The sequence below is a fragment of the Arthrobacter sp. FW306-2-2C-D06B genome (genome assembly GCF_021789175.1).
Classification (GTDB): Bacteria; Actinomycetota; Actinomycetes; order Actinomycetales; family Micrococcaceae; genus Arthrobacter.
Window position 1 is genome coordinate 1,842,153 of sequence record NZ_CP084560.1, and the last position, 15,657, is coordinate 1,857,809.

The following is a 15,657-nucleotide window of genomic DNA, read 5'->3' on the forward strand; positions in this document are numbered from 1 at the left end:
CCAATTATGGCACTGAGAGTCGGAGAACCCCGTGCGCCATGCGTGAGGGGCACATTAATTACCGGGTGAGGTCCCGTCGGCAGCCGCCAGAGCTCCGGATCTTCTTGTCAGCGGTGTGTGAAAGAGTTTTCCCATGACAGATCCACTGCTTGCCCATGCCACCGAATACGGCCGGATGTATGCCCGGTCCACGTCCGAGACCTTCTCGGTCCCCTCCATCACCACGGTGATCGGCCGGGAGGCCCACTCCCTGGACGGCTGGTTCGGCTACATGGGTGCCAGCAGCCTGGCGAAAGACCCGGAGCTCCCGCAGCATCTTTCCAGTCCTGCCAAGATGAGGCAGGCCGTCAACAAGGCAGCAAAGGCTGCGGAGGTGTACCGGGACGATGCCGCACGCCGTGGCGACCGCGTGCATAACTACTGCGAGCAAGTTGCCCTCCGCGCTCTCGGACGCCCGCACCGCGTGAAGGAAACGCGCGAAGAGCTCGCTTCAAACGGCGAGGAAGCCTTCGCGGCCCGCTTCGATGAGTGGTGGGAGCTGTACCGGGTGGACCCCATCGCGCCGGAGATCACTGTGTGGAACGCCAGCGTTGGCTATGCCGGAACCCTGGACCTCGTCGCCAAAATCAACGGCAGGGTCTGCCTGATCGACTACAAGACCAAAGGCACCACCCGCGATGGAACAGTGAAACCTCTCGACGACAAGGTCGTGATGCAACTGGTTGCGGGCATGAAGGCCGAAGAAAGCCTTGTGGATCCAGTGGCAGGGGAGTGGGAGCCGTGGAAGTACGGTGAAAACCCCGTCCTGCTTGCGGTGGCTATCGGCGAGACCGAAGTGCGTCCACAGCGGGCCAACCCGGACGTCCTCAAGCACCACTGGTGGAAGTTCTGCGCTTTAAAGCGGGTGTGGGAGATGTCTGCCGATGTGGCCGCAGCCGGAACGGCCCTGCTCCCTGTTGCTCCGCCGTCGTACCCTGCTGCCGCGGCGCCCGCGGCCTCAACTAAACTGGCCTAGGCCCCTTTTGCGGGACCCAAGCTTCGCCGATCGTGAGGAAAGACAGCACATGGCCATTTTGAGTATCCGTATCATCGGCGACCCCGTGCTCCGCACGGTTGCTGATCCAGTCACGGAATTCGGGCCAGAGCTCGCCAAACTCGTGTCGGACATGACCGAGACCATGGAAGACGTGGACGGTGCAGGGCTCGCCGCCCCGCAGGTCGGCGTCAGCCAGCGGGTCTTCACTTACCGGATCGGCGGTGTGGAAGGCCACATCATCAACCCGGTGCTGGAAAACAGCGATGACTTCCAGCCTGACGAGGTGGAAGGCTGCCTTTCCATTCCCGGACTCGCGTTTCCGGTTCGCCGCCGCAGGACCACACGCGCCACCGGCGTGGACCTGAACGGCAACCCCGTGTCCGTTGAAGCGGAGGGCATGCTCGCCCGCTGCTTCCAGCACGAGACCGACCACCTGGACGGGATCCTGTTCACCGACCGCCTGGAGGGTGAGGACCGGAAAACCGCCCTCCGGGCCATCCGCGCGGCGAACTACCACTCCGTGACTGAACGGACCACCGCCAAGAGGGCCAACACTGTGGGCTCCAGCTTCGGCAGCTTCGGTGCCGCCGAATGAGGGTGCTTTTCGCCGGCACCCCGGCTGTCGCCGTCCCTTCCCTTGACGCGCTGATCGAGGCTGGTTTTGAGATCGTGGCGGTGCTGACCAGGCCGGACGCCCCAACCGGCCGCAAACGGATCCTGACGCCGTCGCCCGTGGCAGCACGTGCAACTGAACTCGGCATCGACATCATCCACGCCTCCAAGGTGGACGCCGGGACCACCGAGCGGATCGCTTCGTACGAGCCTGACGTAGCGGCGATCGTCGCCTACGGGGGCCTCGTCCCCAAGGCCGCGCTCGGAGTACCGCGCCACGGCTGGATCAACCTCCACTTCTCCCTCCTCCCTGCCTGGCGCGGCGCCGCACCGGTCCAACGTTCAGTCATCGCCGGCGACGACATCACCGGAGCCGCTACCTTCCTCCTCGAGGAAGGACTCGACACTGGACCGGTCTTCGGGACGTTGACGGAAACCGTGCGGCCCGAAGACACGGCCGGCGACTTGCTGGAGCGGCTCTCGCGCGGCGGCGCGATCCTTCTCGCCCAGACCCTCTCCGCCGTCGAATCCGGCAAAGCGGCCCCCCAGCCCCAGCAAGGCGACGTCTCGCTCGCGCCCAAACTGACGCTCGACGACGGCCGGCTCGACTGGACGCAACCGGCCCTCGCCATCAACCGCAGGTCCCGCGGGGTCACGCCCGAACCGGGAGCATGGACCATGCTCGACGGACAGCGCGTCAAGCTGGAACCCGTAGGTTTGCGCCCGGACATCCGGGACCTTGCACCCGGCCAGGTCCGGGTTGACGGCAAGAACGTCCTGGTCGGGACCGGATCACATGCAGTGCAGCTCAGGGGGATCCAGCCTGCGGGCAAGAAGATGATGCCGTCGGCCGATTGGGCCCGTGGTTTGGCAACACCAGAAAGCGTGGAATTCGAATGAATGAGTCCGGCCGGCGCGGCCCCAACAACAGTGGGAACAGGGACAGCGGGGGCCACGGCAATCGCGGTCCCCGCGGCGAAAGCAACCGCGACGCCCAAGGCCGCGAACGCAACAGGGGCCCGCAACGCGGTTTCTCCACCAACGCACCGTCGCAGCGGACCCGGCGCGCGGATCCGGCACGATTGGTGGCGTTCGAAGTCCTGCGCGCAGTCGCTTCGGAAGACGCGTATGCAAACCTCGTGCTGCCTTCACGGATCCGACACCACCACCTCGACAAGCGCGACGCCGGATTCGCCACCGAGCTGAGCTACGGGGCGCTGCGCGGCCAAGGGATGTACGACGCCGTGCTGGCCGAGTGTGTCGACCGGCCGCTCGCCCAGCTTGATCCGGCAGTCCTGGATGCGTTGCGACTTGGCGCCCACCAATTGCTCGCGATGCGCGTTCCTGCCCACGCCGCCCTGGACCAGACTGTCGGGTTGGCCCGCGCGGTCATCGGAGCGGGCCCGTCGTCGCTCATCAACGCGGTGCTCCGGAAAGTCACCGCAAGGACGCTGCCGGAGTGGCTCGACCACCTGCTGGAAAACGAGACCGACGAGACCAGGATCGCTTCCGTACGGCACGCGCACCCGGAATGGATTGTCAGGGCGCTGCGCCAATCGCTCGTCATGCATGGCCGTCCCGCGAGCGAAATCACCGAACTGCTCGAAGCCGACAACGCAGCCCCTGTGGTGAACCTGGTGGCGTTGCCCGGCATCGGCAACCTTGATGAAGCCCTGGAAAGCGGGGCCACTCCCGGCGAGCTCGTCATCGACTCGGCGCTTTCCAGCGGTGGCGACCTTGGGCGCATGTCCTCCATCCGGGAAGGCACCACGCGCGTCCAGGACGTCGGATCCCAGTTGGTAGCCCGCGCCGTCGCGGCCGTGGACCTCGGACGAGGCGCCAAGGACGGCGAGAAGTGGCTGGACCTTTGTGCCGGTCCCGGCGGCAAGGCCGCGCTGCTGGCCGCCCTCGCCCGCCAGGAAGGTGCGACCCTCCTGGCCAACGAACCCGCGGAACACCGGGCAAAGCTGGTCAGCCAAGCCCTCTCGGCGGTTCCGGCGGACGCCTGGACCGTGCGGGTAGGCGACGGTCGCGACGTCGGCAAGGAACAGCCGGAAACTTTCGACCGCGTGCTGGTCGACGTCCCCTGCAGTGGCCTTGGCGCGCTCCGCCGCCGCCCCGAATCACGCTGGCGCCGGACGCCCAAGGACCTTGCCGATCTCGGTCCGTTGCAGCGTGAATTGCTCAACTCGGCCATTGACGCCGTCAAACCGGGCGGAGTGGTGGCGTACGTGACGTGCTCCCCGCACCCGGCCGAAACCACCGCCGTCGTCAGCGATGTCCTGCGCAAGCGGGACGACCTGGAACAGATCGACTCCGGTGCGGCCTTGGACGCGGTCAGCCTGAGCGGCAACCTCGGCGCCGGACACGGGTTGACCGCCCAATTGTGGCCGCACGTGCATCAAACCGATGCGATGTTCCTGGCGCTTATCCGGAAGAAGCCGTAACCTTCGGCGCCTTTCCCCGGCTGAAAGTCCCGCGTGCCTAAGCTGGAGAATTGCCAACACCAACAGACCGCCACCAACACTGAGGGGACTGCCTTGACTGAGTGCTGTATCAACCCGAGCATCCTGTCCGCGGATTTCGTGAACCTGGAAGCCGAGCTGAAGAGAATCAGCAACGCCGACGCCGTCCACGTCGATGTGATGGACAACCATTTCGTCCCGAACCTGACGCTCGGCCTGCCGGTCGTGGAGCGGATCCAGGCTGTGAGCCCGGTCCCGTTGGACGCTCACCTGATGATCGCCGACGCCGACCGCTGGGCGCCGGCCTACGCCGACGCCGGGGTGGCTTCCGTGACGTTCCATGCGGAAGCGGCGATGGCTCCCATCAAGCTCGCCCGTGAGCTCCGTGCCCGCGGTGCGAAGGCAGGAATGGCCCTTCGTCCGGCCACGCCGGTGGAACCGTACCTGGACATGCTCAGCGAACTGGACATGCTCCTCATCATGACCGTTGAGCCGGGCTTCGGCGGACAGTCCTTCCTGGACGTTACGCTGCCAAAGATCCGGAGGGCGCGCGCGGCGATCGAGGGTTCCGGTATCGGCGTTTCAATCCAGGTCGATGGCGGCGTCACGGAGGAGACCATTGTCCGGGCAGCCGAAGCCGGCGCAAATGTGTTCGTTGCCGGATCCGCCGTCTACGGCCATGCGGACCCCGCTGCGGCTATCGAGCGGCTGCGCGCCGCCGGCCTCGCGGCAATGTGACAACAATGACGCAATTGCCTGCATATCGGTCCGGGAATACAACGGCCATTGCTCCAGTTGTGACAGAATAACAACACACATACGTGCTCCGGGGTCGGTGTAATTCCGAACCGGCGGTTATAGTCCGCGACCCGCGAGCCGTCGTGTTTCCTTCACGGGAATCACGACGGCGGACGGTTGAACTGGTGGAATTCCAGTACCGACAGTTAAAGTCTGGATGGGAGAAGCACGTACAGTCATGCTTGGGCGTTCCGTGCGCCCGGCATTGCGCTGTCGTACACCCCCGGAGCCATCGCGGCATTCGAGGGAAGGAACGACATGGACTTTCTGCGATGGCTCTTCGAAGCACAGATTCCCGTAGGTGGATCTGTGCTTGTTCTTCGCGAAGTGCTAGGCAATATTTTCGGGCTCGCCAGCGCCCTGGGCGGCATGCGCCGCAAAGTCTGGGCGTGGCCGATCGGGATCGCAGGCAATCTGCTCCTGTTGACCGTCTTTCTTGGCAACGTTTTCGGTGCCGCCTCGCCGGCAACCCTGTGGGGCCAGGCCGGACGCCAGATCATGTTCATCAGCGTCGCCGCCTACGGCTGGTACCGCTGGCGACAGGGCCTCCAGGCAGGCACCCACGGCCGCGCGATCGTGCCCGGCTGGGCAAGCCCCAAAGCGCGGATCGGAATGGTGGCCGCCATGATTGCGGGAACCGCCGCACTGACTCCCGTCTTCGATTCCATGGGTTCGTACCCTCCTGTATGGGCAGACGCCTGGACCTTCATGGGTTCACTCCTGGCGACGTATGGCATGGCGCGGGGATGGACCGAATTCTGGCTGATCTGGGTTGCCGTGGACATTGTCGGAGTTCCGCTGCTATTCAGCGCGGGCTATTTTGCCAGCGCTTTCATGTACCTCTTTTACGGGTTCTTCACACTTGCCGGATTCTTTGTCTGGTGGCGTGCAGATCGACGTGAAGGCCAGCCGCTCAGGCCAACGCCCGAGCCGGAAACTGCAGGAGCACTCACATGAGCGACGCCTCGAAGCTGGATTTCCCGGAAGCTGAATCCGCGGCCATGGAAACCGCACTGCACGTCGCCCTCCGGGGACACCGTGGCGCCAATCCCTTGGTGGGAGCGGTCGTGCTCGGGTCCAACGGAGAGCAACTCATCACGGGCTACCACCGCGGCGCCGGCACGCCCCACGCCGAGGCGGATGCGATCGCGAAAGCGCAGGCAAAAGGCCTCGACCTCGCCGGGACAACCATGGTGGTGACCTTGGAGCCTTGCAACCACATAGGGCGCACGGGACCCTGCACCCAGGCGATCATTGACGCTGGTATCTCACGTGTGGTTTACGCCGTCGACGACCCCCACGATCCAGCCGCGGGAGGTGCCGCAAGACTGCGCGCTGCCGGAGTGGACGTCCAGTCCGGGCTGGCCGACGCCGAGGCCTGGAAGCTGAACCGCGAGTGGTTCAATGCGGTGGAAGCGAGGCGCCCGTTCGTTACGCTTCATATCGCGCAGACCCTCGACAGCAGGATCGCGGCTACCGACGGGACCAGCCAATGGATCTCCAGTCCGGAATCGCTCGCCGACAACCACGGACTGCGCCGCCTGATCGACGCCATTCTCGTGGGCACCGAAACCGTCCTGGTGGACAACCCGCGGCTGACGGCGCGGGAAGCGGACGGCGCGGAATCGCAAAGCCAGCCGCTCCGGGCCGTCATGGGGCTGCGGGATGTCCCTTTGGATGCCGCCGTACGGGGGAGCGACGGCAAGTTCATCCACCTGCCAACCCGCGATCCTTCCGAAGCTTTGCAGTTGCTGTTCGCCGACGGCGTCCGGCACGTCATGGTGGAGGGCGGCTCCCGCATCCTGAGCGCCTTCCTTGCCGCGGGCCTCGTGGATGAATTGATCGTCTATCTCGCGCCCACCCTGCTGGGCTCCGGTACACCTGCCCTGACGGATCTCGGCATCTCCACCCTCGCCGACGCCCAGCGCTGGAACTGGGACGACGCCGGTGGCGGTGCGGTCCATGCACTGGGCCGCGACCTGCGGCTGCATTTGAGGTCCGGACCATCGGACGGAAACAAACCGGCGTGGACGAAGTCCCATACCGAACACCACGAACCATTTCCGGGCAAGGACGCCTCGGACACCACCACAGGAGGACACTGATGTTTACCGGAATCGTTGCTGAACAAGGCACGGTCCTGTCCGTCGAGCACGACGGCGAGGCCAGCGCCACGCTGCGCCTGATGGCCCTCAGCACCACTGAGGGGCTTGGCTTGGGCGGCTCCATCGCCGTCAACGGCGTGTGCCTCACTGCGACGGACATCGACGGACGGGAGTTCAGCGTTGACGTCATGGGCGAAACCCTCGTCCGGACCACTATCGGCGAACTGACCGCGGGTGACACTGTGAACCTCGAGCGTTGTGTCCAGGCGGGCGGCCGCTTGGACGGCCACGTCGTCCAGGGCCACGTCGACGGCGTCGGGCAGCTTCTGGAGCGCGAGTCGCTGGGCAACTGGGACCGCCTCCGCTTCGCCGTGCCGGCCCCGCTGGCACGGTACATCGCCGAAAAAGGGTCGATCGCCGTCGACGGCGTTTCACTCACCGTCACCGCGGTCAGCCCGGCCGAAGAGGAGAACCCCTGGTTTGAAGTGGGGCTCATTCCCACCACATTGGACGAAACCGGTCTCGGAGCCAAGGCCATAGGCGGACGGGTCAACCTTGAGGTGGACGTCCTCGCGAAATACACCGAGCGACTGCTCTCCTTCCGTTCGCCGGCAACCGCAGCGGGGGCTGCCCAGTGAGCGCCGCACACAACGGCAGCACAACAGTGGTGCGCCAGGGGCTGGACCCCGTTGAAAAGGCAGTGCAGGCAATGGCAGCCGGCCGTCCCGTCATTGTTGTGGACAATGAAGACCGCGAAAACGAAGGCGACATCATCTTCGCCGCCGAACACGCGACGCCTGCCCTTATGGGCTGGACCATCCGTTACAGCTCGGGAGTCATTTGCGTTCCCCTCGAGGGCTCGCGGGCTGATGCCCTGGCGCTGCCGCCCATGGTCCTGGTTAATGAAGACGCGAAGGGCACTGCCTACACGGTGTCCTGTGATGCCGCTTTGGGCGTCAGCACCGGTATTTCCGCCACCGACAGGGCCCTGACGGCCCGGATTTTGGCTGATTCGAGCAGCACGCCGTCCTCGATCACCCGGCCCGGGCATATTTTTCCGCTCCGGGCCGTTAATGGGGGAGTGCGTGAACGTCCGGGGCACACGGAAGCGGCAGTTGATCTCTGCAGGCTTGCGGGTCTCGCCCCGGTGGGCGTGATCGCCGAGTTGGTACATGACGATGGTGAAATGATGCGCCTGGACAGCCTCCGGGAGTTCGCTGCCGAGCACGGATGTCCCTTGATTTCGATCGAGGATCTCGTGGCTTATGTTGTAGCGTCGGAGGCTGAGGACCAGGTTGCAATTCCGGCAGGAAACGAGGAGCAGCGATGACCACAGCGACAACCCACGACGGCGGTTCGGCCGCGCGCGCAGTGCATCCCGTGAGCGGCGGCCCGATTGTCCAGCTACCCACCGCTTTCGGTGAGTTCGTGGCACAGGCGTGGACCGACCTTGCAACCGGGGCTGAGCACCTGGCGGTGAGTTCCCCGAAGGTGCCGCTCGCAGGCAAGGCTCCGTTGGTGCGCCTTCACTCGGAATGCCTCACGGGCGACGTTTTCGGTTCGTACCGCTGCGATTGCGGCGAACAGCTGGCCTACGCCCTCGAGCTGATCCGCGAAGAGGGTGGTACCCTGCTCTACCTGCGCGGACAGGAAGGCCGCGGCATCGGCCTGGCCAACAAAATCAAGGCCTACGCACTTCAAGAGGCCGGATTCGACACAGTCGAGGCCAACGAGCAGCTCGGGCTGCCGGTGGACGCGCGCTGCTACAAAGCCGCTGCCCAGATCCTTGCCGAGATGGGCCTTCACGAAATCCGGCTCCTGAGCAACAACCCGGACAAGCAGAACAGGCTTGCCGCGGCTGGCGTGAAGGTTGTCGAGATGGTGCCCACCGAGGTTCCGTCCCGTGAAGAAAACCTTCGGTACCTTCAGACCAAGAAGGACCGCATGGACCACCGCCTGACCCTCGGCGACACCGAACCGGCCGGCACCCATGCAGCTGCCGGCACTTTTGACCTCGAACAAGACTGAACTGCACTACCGAGACTGAACTGCACCTACAAGACTGACTGAACGGACTACCACACACCCATGAGCGGACACGGCGCCCCCACCATCGACCTCACCACCCTCAACCCGGAGGAAACCCGCCAGCTGAAACTCGCCATCGTGGCTGCCAGCTGGCACACCCAGATCATGGACGGGCTCCTTGACGGGGCGCTGCGGGCTGCAAAAGAAGCCGGCATCGCCGAACCCACTGTGCTGCGCGTCCCGGGATCCTTTGAGCTGCCCGTTGCGGCGGCACGGCTCGCGCCGCACTTTGACGCCGTCGTTGCCCTCGGCGTCGTCATCCGCGGCGGGACGCCGCACTTTGACTACGTGTGCCAGGCGGCGACGTTGGGACTCACCGAAGTAAGTGTCCGCACCGGGGTGCCGGTGGGCTTCGGCGTGCTCACATGCGACACCGAGCAGCAGGGCCTGGACCGCGCCGGGCTGGAAGGCTCGTCCGAGGACAAGGGACACGAAGCCGTGACCGCGGCGCTCTCCACCGCTCTGACCCTCAAGCAGTACACCTAGCAAATCGACGAAAGGGATGTGGGCGTGCCGGCGCACATTGTGCGTTCGCTCACATCCCTTCCGTCATGCAATGACCCGACAGGCGGTCACCGGCCCCAAGCAAGTAGGCTGTAGGGCGTGAAGAATTTCGAGACGCTGTTCGCAGAACTGAGCGAAAAGGCAGCGACCCGTCCGGCAGGCTCCCGTACCGTCGCCGAATTGGACTCCGGAATCCACGGCATCGGCAAGAAAGTCGTGGAGGAAGCAGCCGAAGTCTGGATGGCTGCAGAGTATGAATCCGATGAAGCCGCGGCCGAGGAAATCTCCCAGTTGCTCTACCACCTGCAGGTCCTGATGCTCGCCAAGGGTCTGAGCCTGGAAGACGTTTACAAGCATCTCTAGCCACGTCGGCTCCGCCAGGACCTGACAAGGTCCCACCGGAGCCCAGCGTGGCCCCAGCGCTCACTGCGCCGTCTCTTCCGGGACCAGTTCGGTCCAAGAAGAGGACAGTGCCGTGGGCACAATGCCTGAAACATTCCCTTCCACTCCAAGAAAGTCCCCAATGCTGCGAGTAGCCGTCCCCAACAAAGGATCCCTGTCCGAAGCCGCCTCCGCGATGCTGACCGAAGCGGGATACCGCCAGCGCCGCGATACCCGCGAACTCGTCATGATCGATCCCGACAACGACATTGAGTTCTTCTTCCTCCGCCCCCGCGACATCGCCGTATATGTCGGCCAGGGAACGCTCGACGTCGGCATCACCGGCCGCGACCTCCTGCTGGACGCACAGGTCGAAGCAGAAGAGCTGCTTCCCCTTGGCTTCGCCGCGTCCACCTTCCGTTTCGCCGGCCCCGTCGGCGACTTCACCGGCGTCGAGCAGCTTGAAGGCAAGCGCCTCGCCACAAGCTACGACGGCCTCCTGCGCGACTACCTCGCTGAGCGCGGCGTCAAAGCCAAGGTCGTCCGCCTCGACGGCGCCGTTGAGTCCTCCGTGCGTCTCGGGGTCGCCGACGCGATCGCCGACGTCGTCGAAACCGGCAATACGCTCAAGGCTGCCGGAATGGAGATCTTCGGCGAGCCCATCCTCAAGTCCGAGGCCGTCCTGATCCGCCGCACCGGCGAGGGTGGTGCCGCCAACGGCACCGCGAAGGAGATCGAGGTCCTGATCCGGCGCCTGCAGGGCGTGCTCGTCGCCCGCCAGTACGTCCTCATGGACTACGACATCCGCAAGGACCTCGTGGAAGAAGCCGCCACCCTCACACCGGGCCTCGAATCGCCCACGGTGTCGCCGCTGCGCGACTCGGACTGGGTCGCCGTCCGCTCCATGGTTCCGAAAAAGGAGACCAACCGGATCATGGATGAGCTGTACGACCTCGGCGCCCGCGCCATCCTGGTCAGCAGCATCCACGCCTGCCGCATCTGACGCCATCCAAGAGAGACAATTCCAGGAGTAGCAATGGCTGTAGCAGTACGTGTCATCCCTTGCCTCGATGTCGACGCCGGCCGCGTGGTCAAGGGCATCAACTTCGAGGGCCTTCGCGACGCCGGAGACCCCGTCGAGCTGGCGCACCGCTATGACAACGCCGGGGCAGACGAGCTCACCTTTCTTGACGTCACGGCGTCTTCCGGAAACCGGGAAACCACGTTCGACGTCGTTCGCCGCACCGCCGAGGAAGTCTTCATCCCGCTCACCGTCGGCGGCGGCGTCCGTGGCGTGGCCGAAGTGGACAAGCTCCTGCGTTTCGGCGCGGACAAGGCCTCCATCAACACGGCCGCCGTCGCACGCCCGGACGTCATCGACGAAATCACCCGCCACTTCGGATCCCAGGTACTGGTCCTGTCGGTGGACGCGCGGCGGACGAGGCCCGGCTCCGAGCCCACGGCTTCCGGCTTCGAGGTGACCACCCACGGCGGACGCCAGGGAACCGGAATCGACGCCATTGCGTGGGCCAAGGAAGCCGCGGACCGCGGCGTGGGGGAGATCCTCCTGAATTCGATTGACGCCGACGGCACCAAGGACGGCTTCGACCTCGAACTCATCCGCTTGGTCCGTGCGGCGGTCCACATCCCGATCATTGCTTCAGGCGGCGCCGGAGAACCGGCGCATTTCCCGCCTGCCGTGGAAGCAGGTGCCGACGCCGTCCTGGCAGCGTCGGTGTTCCACTTCGGTCCGGATGACATGATCGCCCAGGTTAAGGCAGCGATCCGCGAAGCGGGCTTCCTGGTCCGCTAGCCGGTCCCAACCCAACTGGCTCGCAGTTAACGTCGTTTTGAGCCCTCAAAACGACAACAACTGCGAGCTAGTTGGGGTTAAGCGCTGGTCAGAGGCCGACTTCGGCTGACTGGAGGAGAGCGACGGCGTCGGGCTGGCCCTCGAAGGTGACCAGCGCGTGATGCGTGCGGCCGTGGGCGTGCATGAGGAGTTCACCGGGCTCGCCCACGATGGCGACGGATACGGGAGCCCGCTTGGCAACATGCCGGGGACCGGTGGGGCGGACCAGCACGATCCCGAGGTCCACGCCCCGGTAGAGAATGGCGGCGCGCTTGATCAATTCATCCCACAAGGCGTCCGAGTATTCCTCGTCCAGGGCCCGTGGAGCCCAACGGTCTCCGGCGCGGCGGATGTCTTCCGTGTGCACGAAATATTCAATGAGGTTGGAGGACTCGTCGAGGGCCTTGATCTTGAGGGGAGACAAGGCCGGCGGCCCGGCGCGGAAGGTATTCACCAACTCGGCGTAATCTTCCGTGGTTTTCAGCTTGGAGGCCAGTTTGGCCGTGGCTTTGTCCGAGGCCCTGGCCATGCTCTTGATGAGCAAGCCGATACCGACAGCCGCTTTGCGCTCCCGCAAGTACAAGTGCGCCGCGAGGTCCCTTGTCAGCCACCCTTCGCAGAGCGTGGGGGAGTCAGGTCCGGCCGCCAGGAGTGTTTCGGCCAGTACTTCGCGGGAGGGATCGACGAAATGCATCACTTGTGAAACTAGCACGAGACGCGCTCTGTTGCGCAGTGGAACCGCCGCTGAATTTCGGCTCCACACGAGGCACTAGACTTGATCTGATGTCTGAGCAGTCAACACCCCCAGCCACGCCCGCTGCCGCTTTCGCCGCGGAGCCCGCCGTCGTGCCCGTCAGTCCGCTCCCGCACGAGCTGGCCGCCGCGCTGAAGCGCGATTCCGCCGGTTTGGTAGCGGCGATCATCCAGCAGTTCGACACCGACGAAGTCCTGATGCTCGGCTGGATGGACGATGAAGCGTTGCACCGGACCCTGACCACGGGGCGCGTGACGTTCTTCTCCCGTTCCCGCCAGGAATACTGGCGCAAGGGCGACACCTCCGGGCACGTCCAGTTCGTGAAATCGGTGGCCTTGGATTGCGACGGCGATGCCCTCCTGGTCCGCGTCGACCAGGTAGGCGCGGCCTGCCACACGGGCACACGCACATGCTTCGATGGCCGGAGCCTCGCCGCCGTGACCGGCGAGCGGGACTAGGCCACCACACACCATCCACTGAGGCAAGCACACAAGAAGAGGCGGAGAACACAAACCATGCAGGACCTTGGAATCATCAGCCCGGGCCTGGAGGAGTTCCGCGAACTCGCCGCACACAGCCGGGTCATCCCGGTCCGGCTCAGGGTACTGGCCGACGCGGAGACTCCCATCGGGCTCTACCGCAAGCTGGCCCAGGGCCAGCCGGGCACCTTCCTCCTGGAGTCGGCAGCCGTCGGCGGCGCATGGTCACGTTATTCCTTCATCGGTTCACGTTCGCGTGCCACGCTGACCAGCAAGGACGGCCAGGCGCACTGGATCGGCGAGCCTCCTGTTGGCGTGCCGGTCGACGGCAGCCCCGTCGACGCCGTCCGTGACACCATTGCTGCCCTGCAGACCGACCGCTTCCCGGACCTTCCTCCGTTCACCTCAGGCCTTGTCGGCTTCCTCGGATGGGAAACCGTCCGGCACTGGGAGAAGCTGACCAGCCCCCCGGAGGATGATCTCCACCTGCCGGAACTGGCCCTGAACCTCGTCACCGACATGGCTGTCCACGACAACATGGACGGCACCGTCCTGTTGATCGCCAACGCGATCAATTTCGACAACAGTTCCGAACGCGTCGACGAAGCCTGGCACGACGCCGTCGCCCGGGTGAAGCGCCTGCTGGACCAGATCAGCACGCCCGTGAAGCAGCCCGTATCGGTGTTGCAGTCCGAAGCGCTCGACTTCGCGTCGAGCGTCCAGGAACGCTGGAACGAGCAGGAGTACCTGAACGCGATCGACCGCGGCAAGGAAGCGATCGTTGACGGCGAGGTCTTCCAGGTGGTGATTTCGCGGCGCTTCGAAATGGAGTGCTCCGCGGACCCGCTGGACGTCTACCGCGTGCTGCGCAACACCAACCCGAGCCCGTACATGTACCTCTTCAGCCTCGAAGATCCCGACGGCCGCGAATACACGATTGTCGGATCTTCTCCCGAAGCCTTGGTAACGGTCACGGGCAATGAGGTCATCACCCACCCGATTGCCGGTTCGCGGCCCCGAGGCAAGACCGTTGAGGCCGACAAGGCACTGGCCACCGAGTTGCTCGCGGACCAGAAGGAACGCGCGGAACACCTCATGCTCGTGGACTTGTCCCGGAACGACCTGTCCAAGGTCTGCGTGGCAGGAACAGTGGACGTCACCCAGTTCATGGAAGTCGAGCGCTTCAGCCACATCATGCACCTCGTGTCCACGGTGGTTGGAGAGTTGGCGCCCGGGGCGAAGGCATACGACGTGCTCAAGGCGACCTTCCCCGCCGGCACGCTGTCCGGTGCCCCCAAACCGCGCGCACTGCGTCTCCTTGACGAACTCGAACCGCATCGGCGTGGCATCTACGGCGGCGTGGTGGGTTACCTGGACTTCGCGGGCGACATGGACATGGCGATCGCCATCCGCTCGGCACTGTTGCGTGAAGGCCGGGCATACGTCCAGGCCGGCGGCGGCATCGTGGCCGATTCCCACAAGCCTTCCGAAGCGCTTGAGACCGTGAACAAGGCGGCGGCTCCCTTGCGTGCCGTGCACACCGCCGGATCGCTCCACAACATTTCCCCCGACGCGGTCTCCGCGGAGACGGTCGTCGACGGGAACCCCACCCCGTGAGCGCTGCCCGCCCCCAGACGGCCACCACAAAGCCTCCCGTGTGGGCGCGGAAGGGCAACGTCGTGCTCGCCATGGCAATTCTTGCCCTCGCCGTGTTCGGGACCACGACACAGACCTGGATCAACGTCCGGCTCGATCCCGCTGCCGCAGCGAATGCCGACCTCCACGTCCAGGGGAGCAAGGCCGCGACCGCGGTGACCGCACTCGCGCTCGTCGCCCTTGCCGGGGGACTGGCATCGTCCATCGCGGGCAAGGTTTCACGCTGGATCATCGCAACCATCATCGTGCTTGCCTCGGCAGGCATCCTCATTGCCGCCGTGACGGTCCTGGCAAATCCCCTCGGTGCGGCGCGGGGAACCATTGCCGCGACCACCGGCATTTCGGGAGGGCAGGCGGCTGCGTCGTCCACCGTGTTCCCCGTGCTCGCGGTCGTGGCTGCCGGCCTGCTCGCTCTGTGTGGTGGCTTGCTGCCGCTCGCGGGCCGGCACTGGAAGGCGCGCACCAAGTACGACGTCGCCAGCCGGGCAGCCCTCGCGGGTTCCGGGCCCGTGGACGAGATCGATAGCTGGGACAGCCTCTCGCGCGGAGAAGACCCCACGTAAGACCCGACTGTCCGGACGTCGGACGATGTCCCGGGTGCGGTCAATAAATGGCAGAATGTAAGCAGTATTCATCCTGAGGAGATTTTCACATGAGCAAAACCACAGTGTCCGCGAGCAAGGCCCCTGTGACCGCTGCGAGCCACAGCGACGCCATCGGCCACGGCAACAGCCCGGCCGCGTGGACCTGCGTGATTGTCATGCTGGTAGGGGCACTGGTGTCCTCCATCGCCTTTGTCATCGCCAGCACCCCCATCTTCATCGCCGGCATCGTCGTGATGGTGGCCGGCCTGATTGCCGGCTGGGCCATGCGCAAGGCCGGCTACGGCGTCGACGGCAGCAAGCTGAAGAACGCCGGCCACTGACC

19 protein-coding genes and 1 riboswitch are annotated in these 15,657 nt (G+C 65.2%); of the genes, 18 read left to right on the forward strand and 1 reads right to left on the reverse strand.

Annotation, left to right across the window (positions count from 1 at the left end):
• The first annotated feature begins 133 nt into the window (after positions 1–133).
• From LFT47_RS08645 to hisF, 14 genes are all read left to right on the forward strand, one after another.
• On the forward strand, positions 134–1,015 hold the full coding sequence (locus tag LFT47_RS08645; protein WP_236817142.1) for a cytochrome: 882 nt from the start codon (positions 134–136) through the stop codon (positions 1,013–1,015).
• 49 nt (positions 1,016–1,064) lie between these two features.
• Positions 1,065–1,631 carry a peptide deformylase gene (gene def, locus LFT47_RS08650; protein WP_236817144.1) on the forward strand — a complete coding sequence of 189 codons (567 nt, stop codon included), beginning with the start codon at positions 1,065–1,067 and terminating at the stop codon, positions 1,629–1,631.
• On the forward strand, positions 1,628–2,548 hold the full coding sequence (fmt, locus tag LFT47_RS08655; RefSeq protein ID WP_236817146.1) for a methionyl-tRNA formyltransferase: 921 nt from the start codon (positions 1,628–1,630) through the stop codon (positions 2,546–2,548). The genes def and fmt overlap by 4 nt, the downstream gene beginning before the upstream one ends.
• Positions 2,545–4,095, forward strand: coding sequence for an RsmB/NOP family class I SAM-dependent RNA methyltransferase (locus tag LFT47_RS08660; RefSeq protein WP_236817148.1), 1,551 nt, complete (start codon positions 2,545–2,547; stop codon positions 4,093–4,095). The genes fmt and LFT47_RS08660 overlap by 4 nt, the downstream gene beginning before the upstream one ends.
• Before the next feature lie 93 nt (positions 4,096–4,188).
• Positions 4,189–4,851 (forward strand): ribulose-phosphate 3-epimerase, encoded by a 663-nt coding sequence (rpe, locus tag LFT47_RS08665; protein ID WP_236817157.1) that lies wholly within the window; start codon positions 4,189–4,191, stop codon positions 4,849–4,851.
• 79 nt (positions 4,852–4,930) lie between these two features.
• A riboswitch (FMN riboswitch) is annotated at positions 4,931–5,085 on the forward strand.
• Positions 5,086–5,169: 84 nt separating this feature from the next.
• The gene (gene pnuC / locus LFT47_RS08670) at positions 5,170–5,868 is read left to right on the forward strand and encodes a nicotinamide riboside transporter PnuC (protein ID WP_236817162.1); all 699 of its coding nucleotides are present in this window, start codon (positions 5,170–5,172) and stop codon (positions 5,866–5,868) included.
• On the forward strand, positions 5,865–7,016 hold the full coding sequence (gene ribD / locus LFT47_RS08675) for a bifunctional diaminohydroxyphosphoribosylaminopyrimidine deaminase/5-amino-6-(5-phosphoribosylamino)uracil reductase RibD (RefSeq protein WP_236817164.1): 1,152 nt from the start codon (positions 5,865–5,867) through the stop codon (positions 7,014–7,016). Before pnuC ends, ribD begins: the two co-directional genes overlap by 4 nt.
• A complete protein-coding gene (locus tag LFT47_RS08680; protein ID WP_236817166.1) occupies positions 7,016–7,654 on the forward strand; it encodes a riboflavin synthase in 639 nt (212 codons plus the stop codon). Before ribD ends, LFT47_RS08680 begins: the two co-directional genes overlap by 1 nt.
• A 71-nt stretch (positions 7,655–7,725) precedes the next feature.
• Entirely contained in the window at positions 7,726–8,346 is a 621-nt protein-coding gene (gene ribB, locus LFT47_RS08685) for a 3,4-dihydroxy-2-butanone-4-phosphate synthase (protein ID WP_425550456.1), read from the forward strand.
• A complete protein-coding gene (gene ribA / locus LFT47_RS08690) occupies positions 8,343–9,044 on the forward strand; it encodes a GTP cyclohydrolase II (protein ID WP_236817170.1) in 702 nt (233 codons plus the stop codon). The genes ribB and ribA overlap by 4 nt, the downstream gene beginning before the upstream one ends.
• Before the next feature lie 60 nt (positions 9,045–9,104).
• Complete coding sequence (gene ribH, locus LFT47_RS08695; RefSeq protein WP_236817172.1) at positions 9,105–9,590, forward strand: 6,7-dimethyl-8-ribityllumazine synthase; 486 nt, start codon at positions 9,105–9,107, stop codon at positions 9,588–9,590.
• A gap of 117 nt (positions 9,591–9,707) precedes the next feature.
• Positions 9,708–9,971 (forward strand): phosphoribosyl-ATP diphosphatase, encoded by a 264-nt coding sequence (locus tag LFT47_RS08700; protein ID WP_018778638.1) that lies wholly within the window; start codon positions 9,708–9,710, stop codon positions 9,969–9,971.
• A 160-nt stretch (positions 9,972–10,131) separates the two neighbouring features.
• Complete coding sequence (gene hisG, locus LFT47_RS08705) at positions 10,132–10,992, forward strand: ATP phosphoribosyltransferase (protein ID WP_236817179.1); 861 nt, start codon at positions 10,132–10,134, stop codon at positions 10,990–10,992.
• A 33-nt stretch (positions 10,993–11,025) separates the two neighbouring features.
• Positions 11,026–11,802, forward strand: coding sequence for an imidazole glycerol phosphate synthase subunit HisF (gene hisF, locus LFT47_RS08710; RefSeq protein ID WP_236817181.1), 777 nt, complete (start codon positions 11,026–11,028; stop codon positions 11,800–11,802).
• 88 nt (positions 11,803–11,890) lie between these two features.
• Here hisF and LFT47_RS08715 read toward each other — a convergent pair whose 3' ends face one another.
• Positions 11,891–12,535: a TIGR03085 family metal-binding protein gene (locus tag LFT47_RS08715; protein WP_236817183.1), complete on the reverse strand. Its 645-nt coding sequence runs from the start codon at positions 12,533–12,535 to the stop codon at positions 11,891–11,893.
• A gap of 89 nt (positions 12,536–12,624) precedes the next feature.
• Here LFT47_RS08715 and hisI point away from each other — a divergent pair, with 89 nt between their 5' ends.
• The 4 genes from hisI (at position 12,625) to LFT47_RS08735 (ending at position 15,655) form a co-directional block, all read left to right on the forward strand.
• Complete coding sequence (gene hisI, locus LFT47_RS08720) at positions 12,625–13,053, forward strand: phosphoribosyl-AMP cyclohydrolase (protein WP_236817186.1); 429 nt, start codon at positions 12,625–12,627, stop codon at positions 13,051–13,053.
• Positions 13,054–13,110: 57 nt separating this feature from the next.
• Positions 13,111–14,691 carry an anthranilate synthase component I gene (locus LFT47_RS08725; RefSeq protein ID WP_236817192.1) on the forward strand — a complete coding sequence of 527 codons (1,581 nt, stop codon included), beginning with the start codon at positions 13,111–13,113 and terminating at the stop codon, positions 14,689–14,691.
• On the forward strand, positions 14,688–15,293 hold the full coding sequence (locus LFT47_RS08730; RefSeq protein WP_236817195.1) for a Trp biosynthesis-associated membrane protein: 606 nt from the start codon (positions 14,688–14,690) through the stop codon (positions 15,291–15,293). Before LFT47_RS08725 ends, LFT47_RS08730 begins: the two co-directional genes overlap by 4 nt.
• Before the next feature lie 89 nt (positions 15,294–15,382).
• Positions 15,383–15,655 carry an HGxxPAAW family protein gene (locus LFT47_RS08735; RefSeq protein WP_236817197.1) on the forward strand — a complete coding sequence of 91 codons (273 nt, stop codon included), beginning with the start codon at positions 15,383–15,385 and terminating at the stop codon, positions 15,653–15,655.
• Positions 15,656–15,657: the final 2 nt, after the last annotated feature.

What these genes read in the sequence shown, in the direction of transcription:
- LFT47_RS08725 (WP_236817192.1), top strand. Translation starts at nt 13,111, where the DNA reads ATGCAGGACCTTGGAATCATCAGCCCGGGCCTGGAGGAGTTCCGCGAA.
- ribB (WP_425550456.1), top strand. Translation starts at nt 7,726, where the DNA reads ATGGCAGCCGGCCGTCCCGTCATTGTTGTGGACAATGAAGACCGCGAA.
- ribD (WP_236817164.1), top strand. Translation starts at nt 5,865, where the DNA reads ATGAGCGACGCCTCGAAGCTGGATTTCCCGGAAGCTGAATCCGCGGCC.
- ribH (WP_236817172.1), top strand. Translation starts at nt 9,105, where the DNA reads ATGAGCGGACACGGCGCCCCCACCATCGACCTCACCACCCTCAACCCG.
- LFT47_RS08715 (WP_236817183.1), bottom strand. Translation starts at nt 12,535, where the DNA reads ATGCATTTCGTCGATCCCTCCCGCGAAGTACTGGCCGAAACACTCCTG.
- hisG (WP_236817179.1), top strand. Translation starts at nt 10,132, where the DNA reads ATGCTGCGAGTAGCCGTCCCCAACAAAGGATCCCTGTCCGAAGCCGCC.
- hisI (WP_236817186.1), top strand. Translation starts at nt 12,625, where the DNA reads ATGTCTGAGCAGTCAACACCCCCAGCCACGCCCGCTGCCGCTTTCGCC.
- hisF (WP_236817181.1), top strand. Translation starts at nt 11,026, where the DNA reads ATGGCTGTAGCAGTACGTGTCATCCCTTGCCTCGATGTCGACGCCGGC.
- LFT47_RS08680 (WP_236817166.1), top strand. Translation starts at nt 7,016, where the DNA reads ATGTTTACCGGAATCGTTGCTGAACAAGGCACGGTCCTGTCCGTCGAG.
- ribA (WP_236817170.1), top strand. Translation starts at nt 8,343, where the DNA reads ATGACCACAGCGACAACCCACGACGGCGGTTCGGCCGCGCGCGCAGTG.
- pnuC (WP_236817162.1), top strand. Translation starts at nt 5,170, where the DNA reads ATGGACTTTCTGCGATGGCTCTTCGAAGCACAGATTCCCGTAGGTGGA.
- LFT47_RS08645 (WP_236817142.1), top strand. Translation starts at nt 134, where the DNA reads ATGACAGATCCACTGCTTGCCCATGCCACCGAATACGGCCGGATGTAT.
- LFT47_RS08660 (WP_236817148.1), top strand. Translation starts at nt 2,545, where the DNA reads ATGAATGAGTCCGGCCGGCGCGGCCCCAACAACAGTGGGAACAGGGAC.
- def (WP_236817144.1), top strand. Translation starts at nt 1,065, where the DNA reads ATGGCCATTTTGAGTATCCGTATCATCGGCGACCCCGTGCTCCGCACG.
- LFT47_RS08735 (WP_236817197.1), top strand. Translation starts at nt 15,383, where the DNA reads ATGAGCAAAACCACAGTGTCCGCGAGCAAGGCCCCTGTGACCGCTGCG.
- fmt (WP_236817146.1), top strand. Translation starts at nt 1,628, where the DNA reads ATGAGGGTGCTTTTCGCCGGCACCCCGGCTGTCGCCGTCCCTTCCCTT.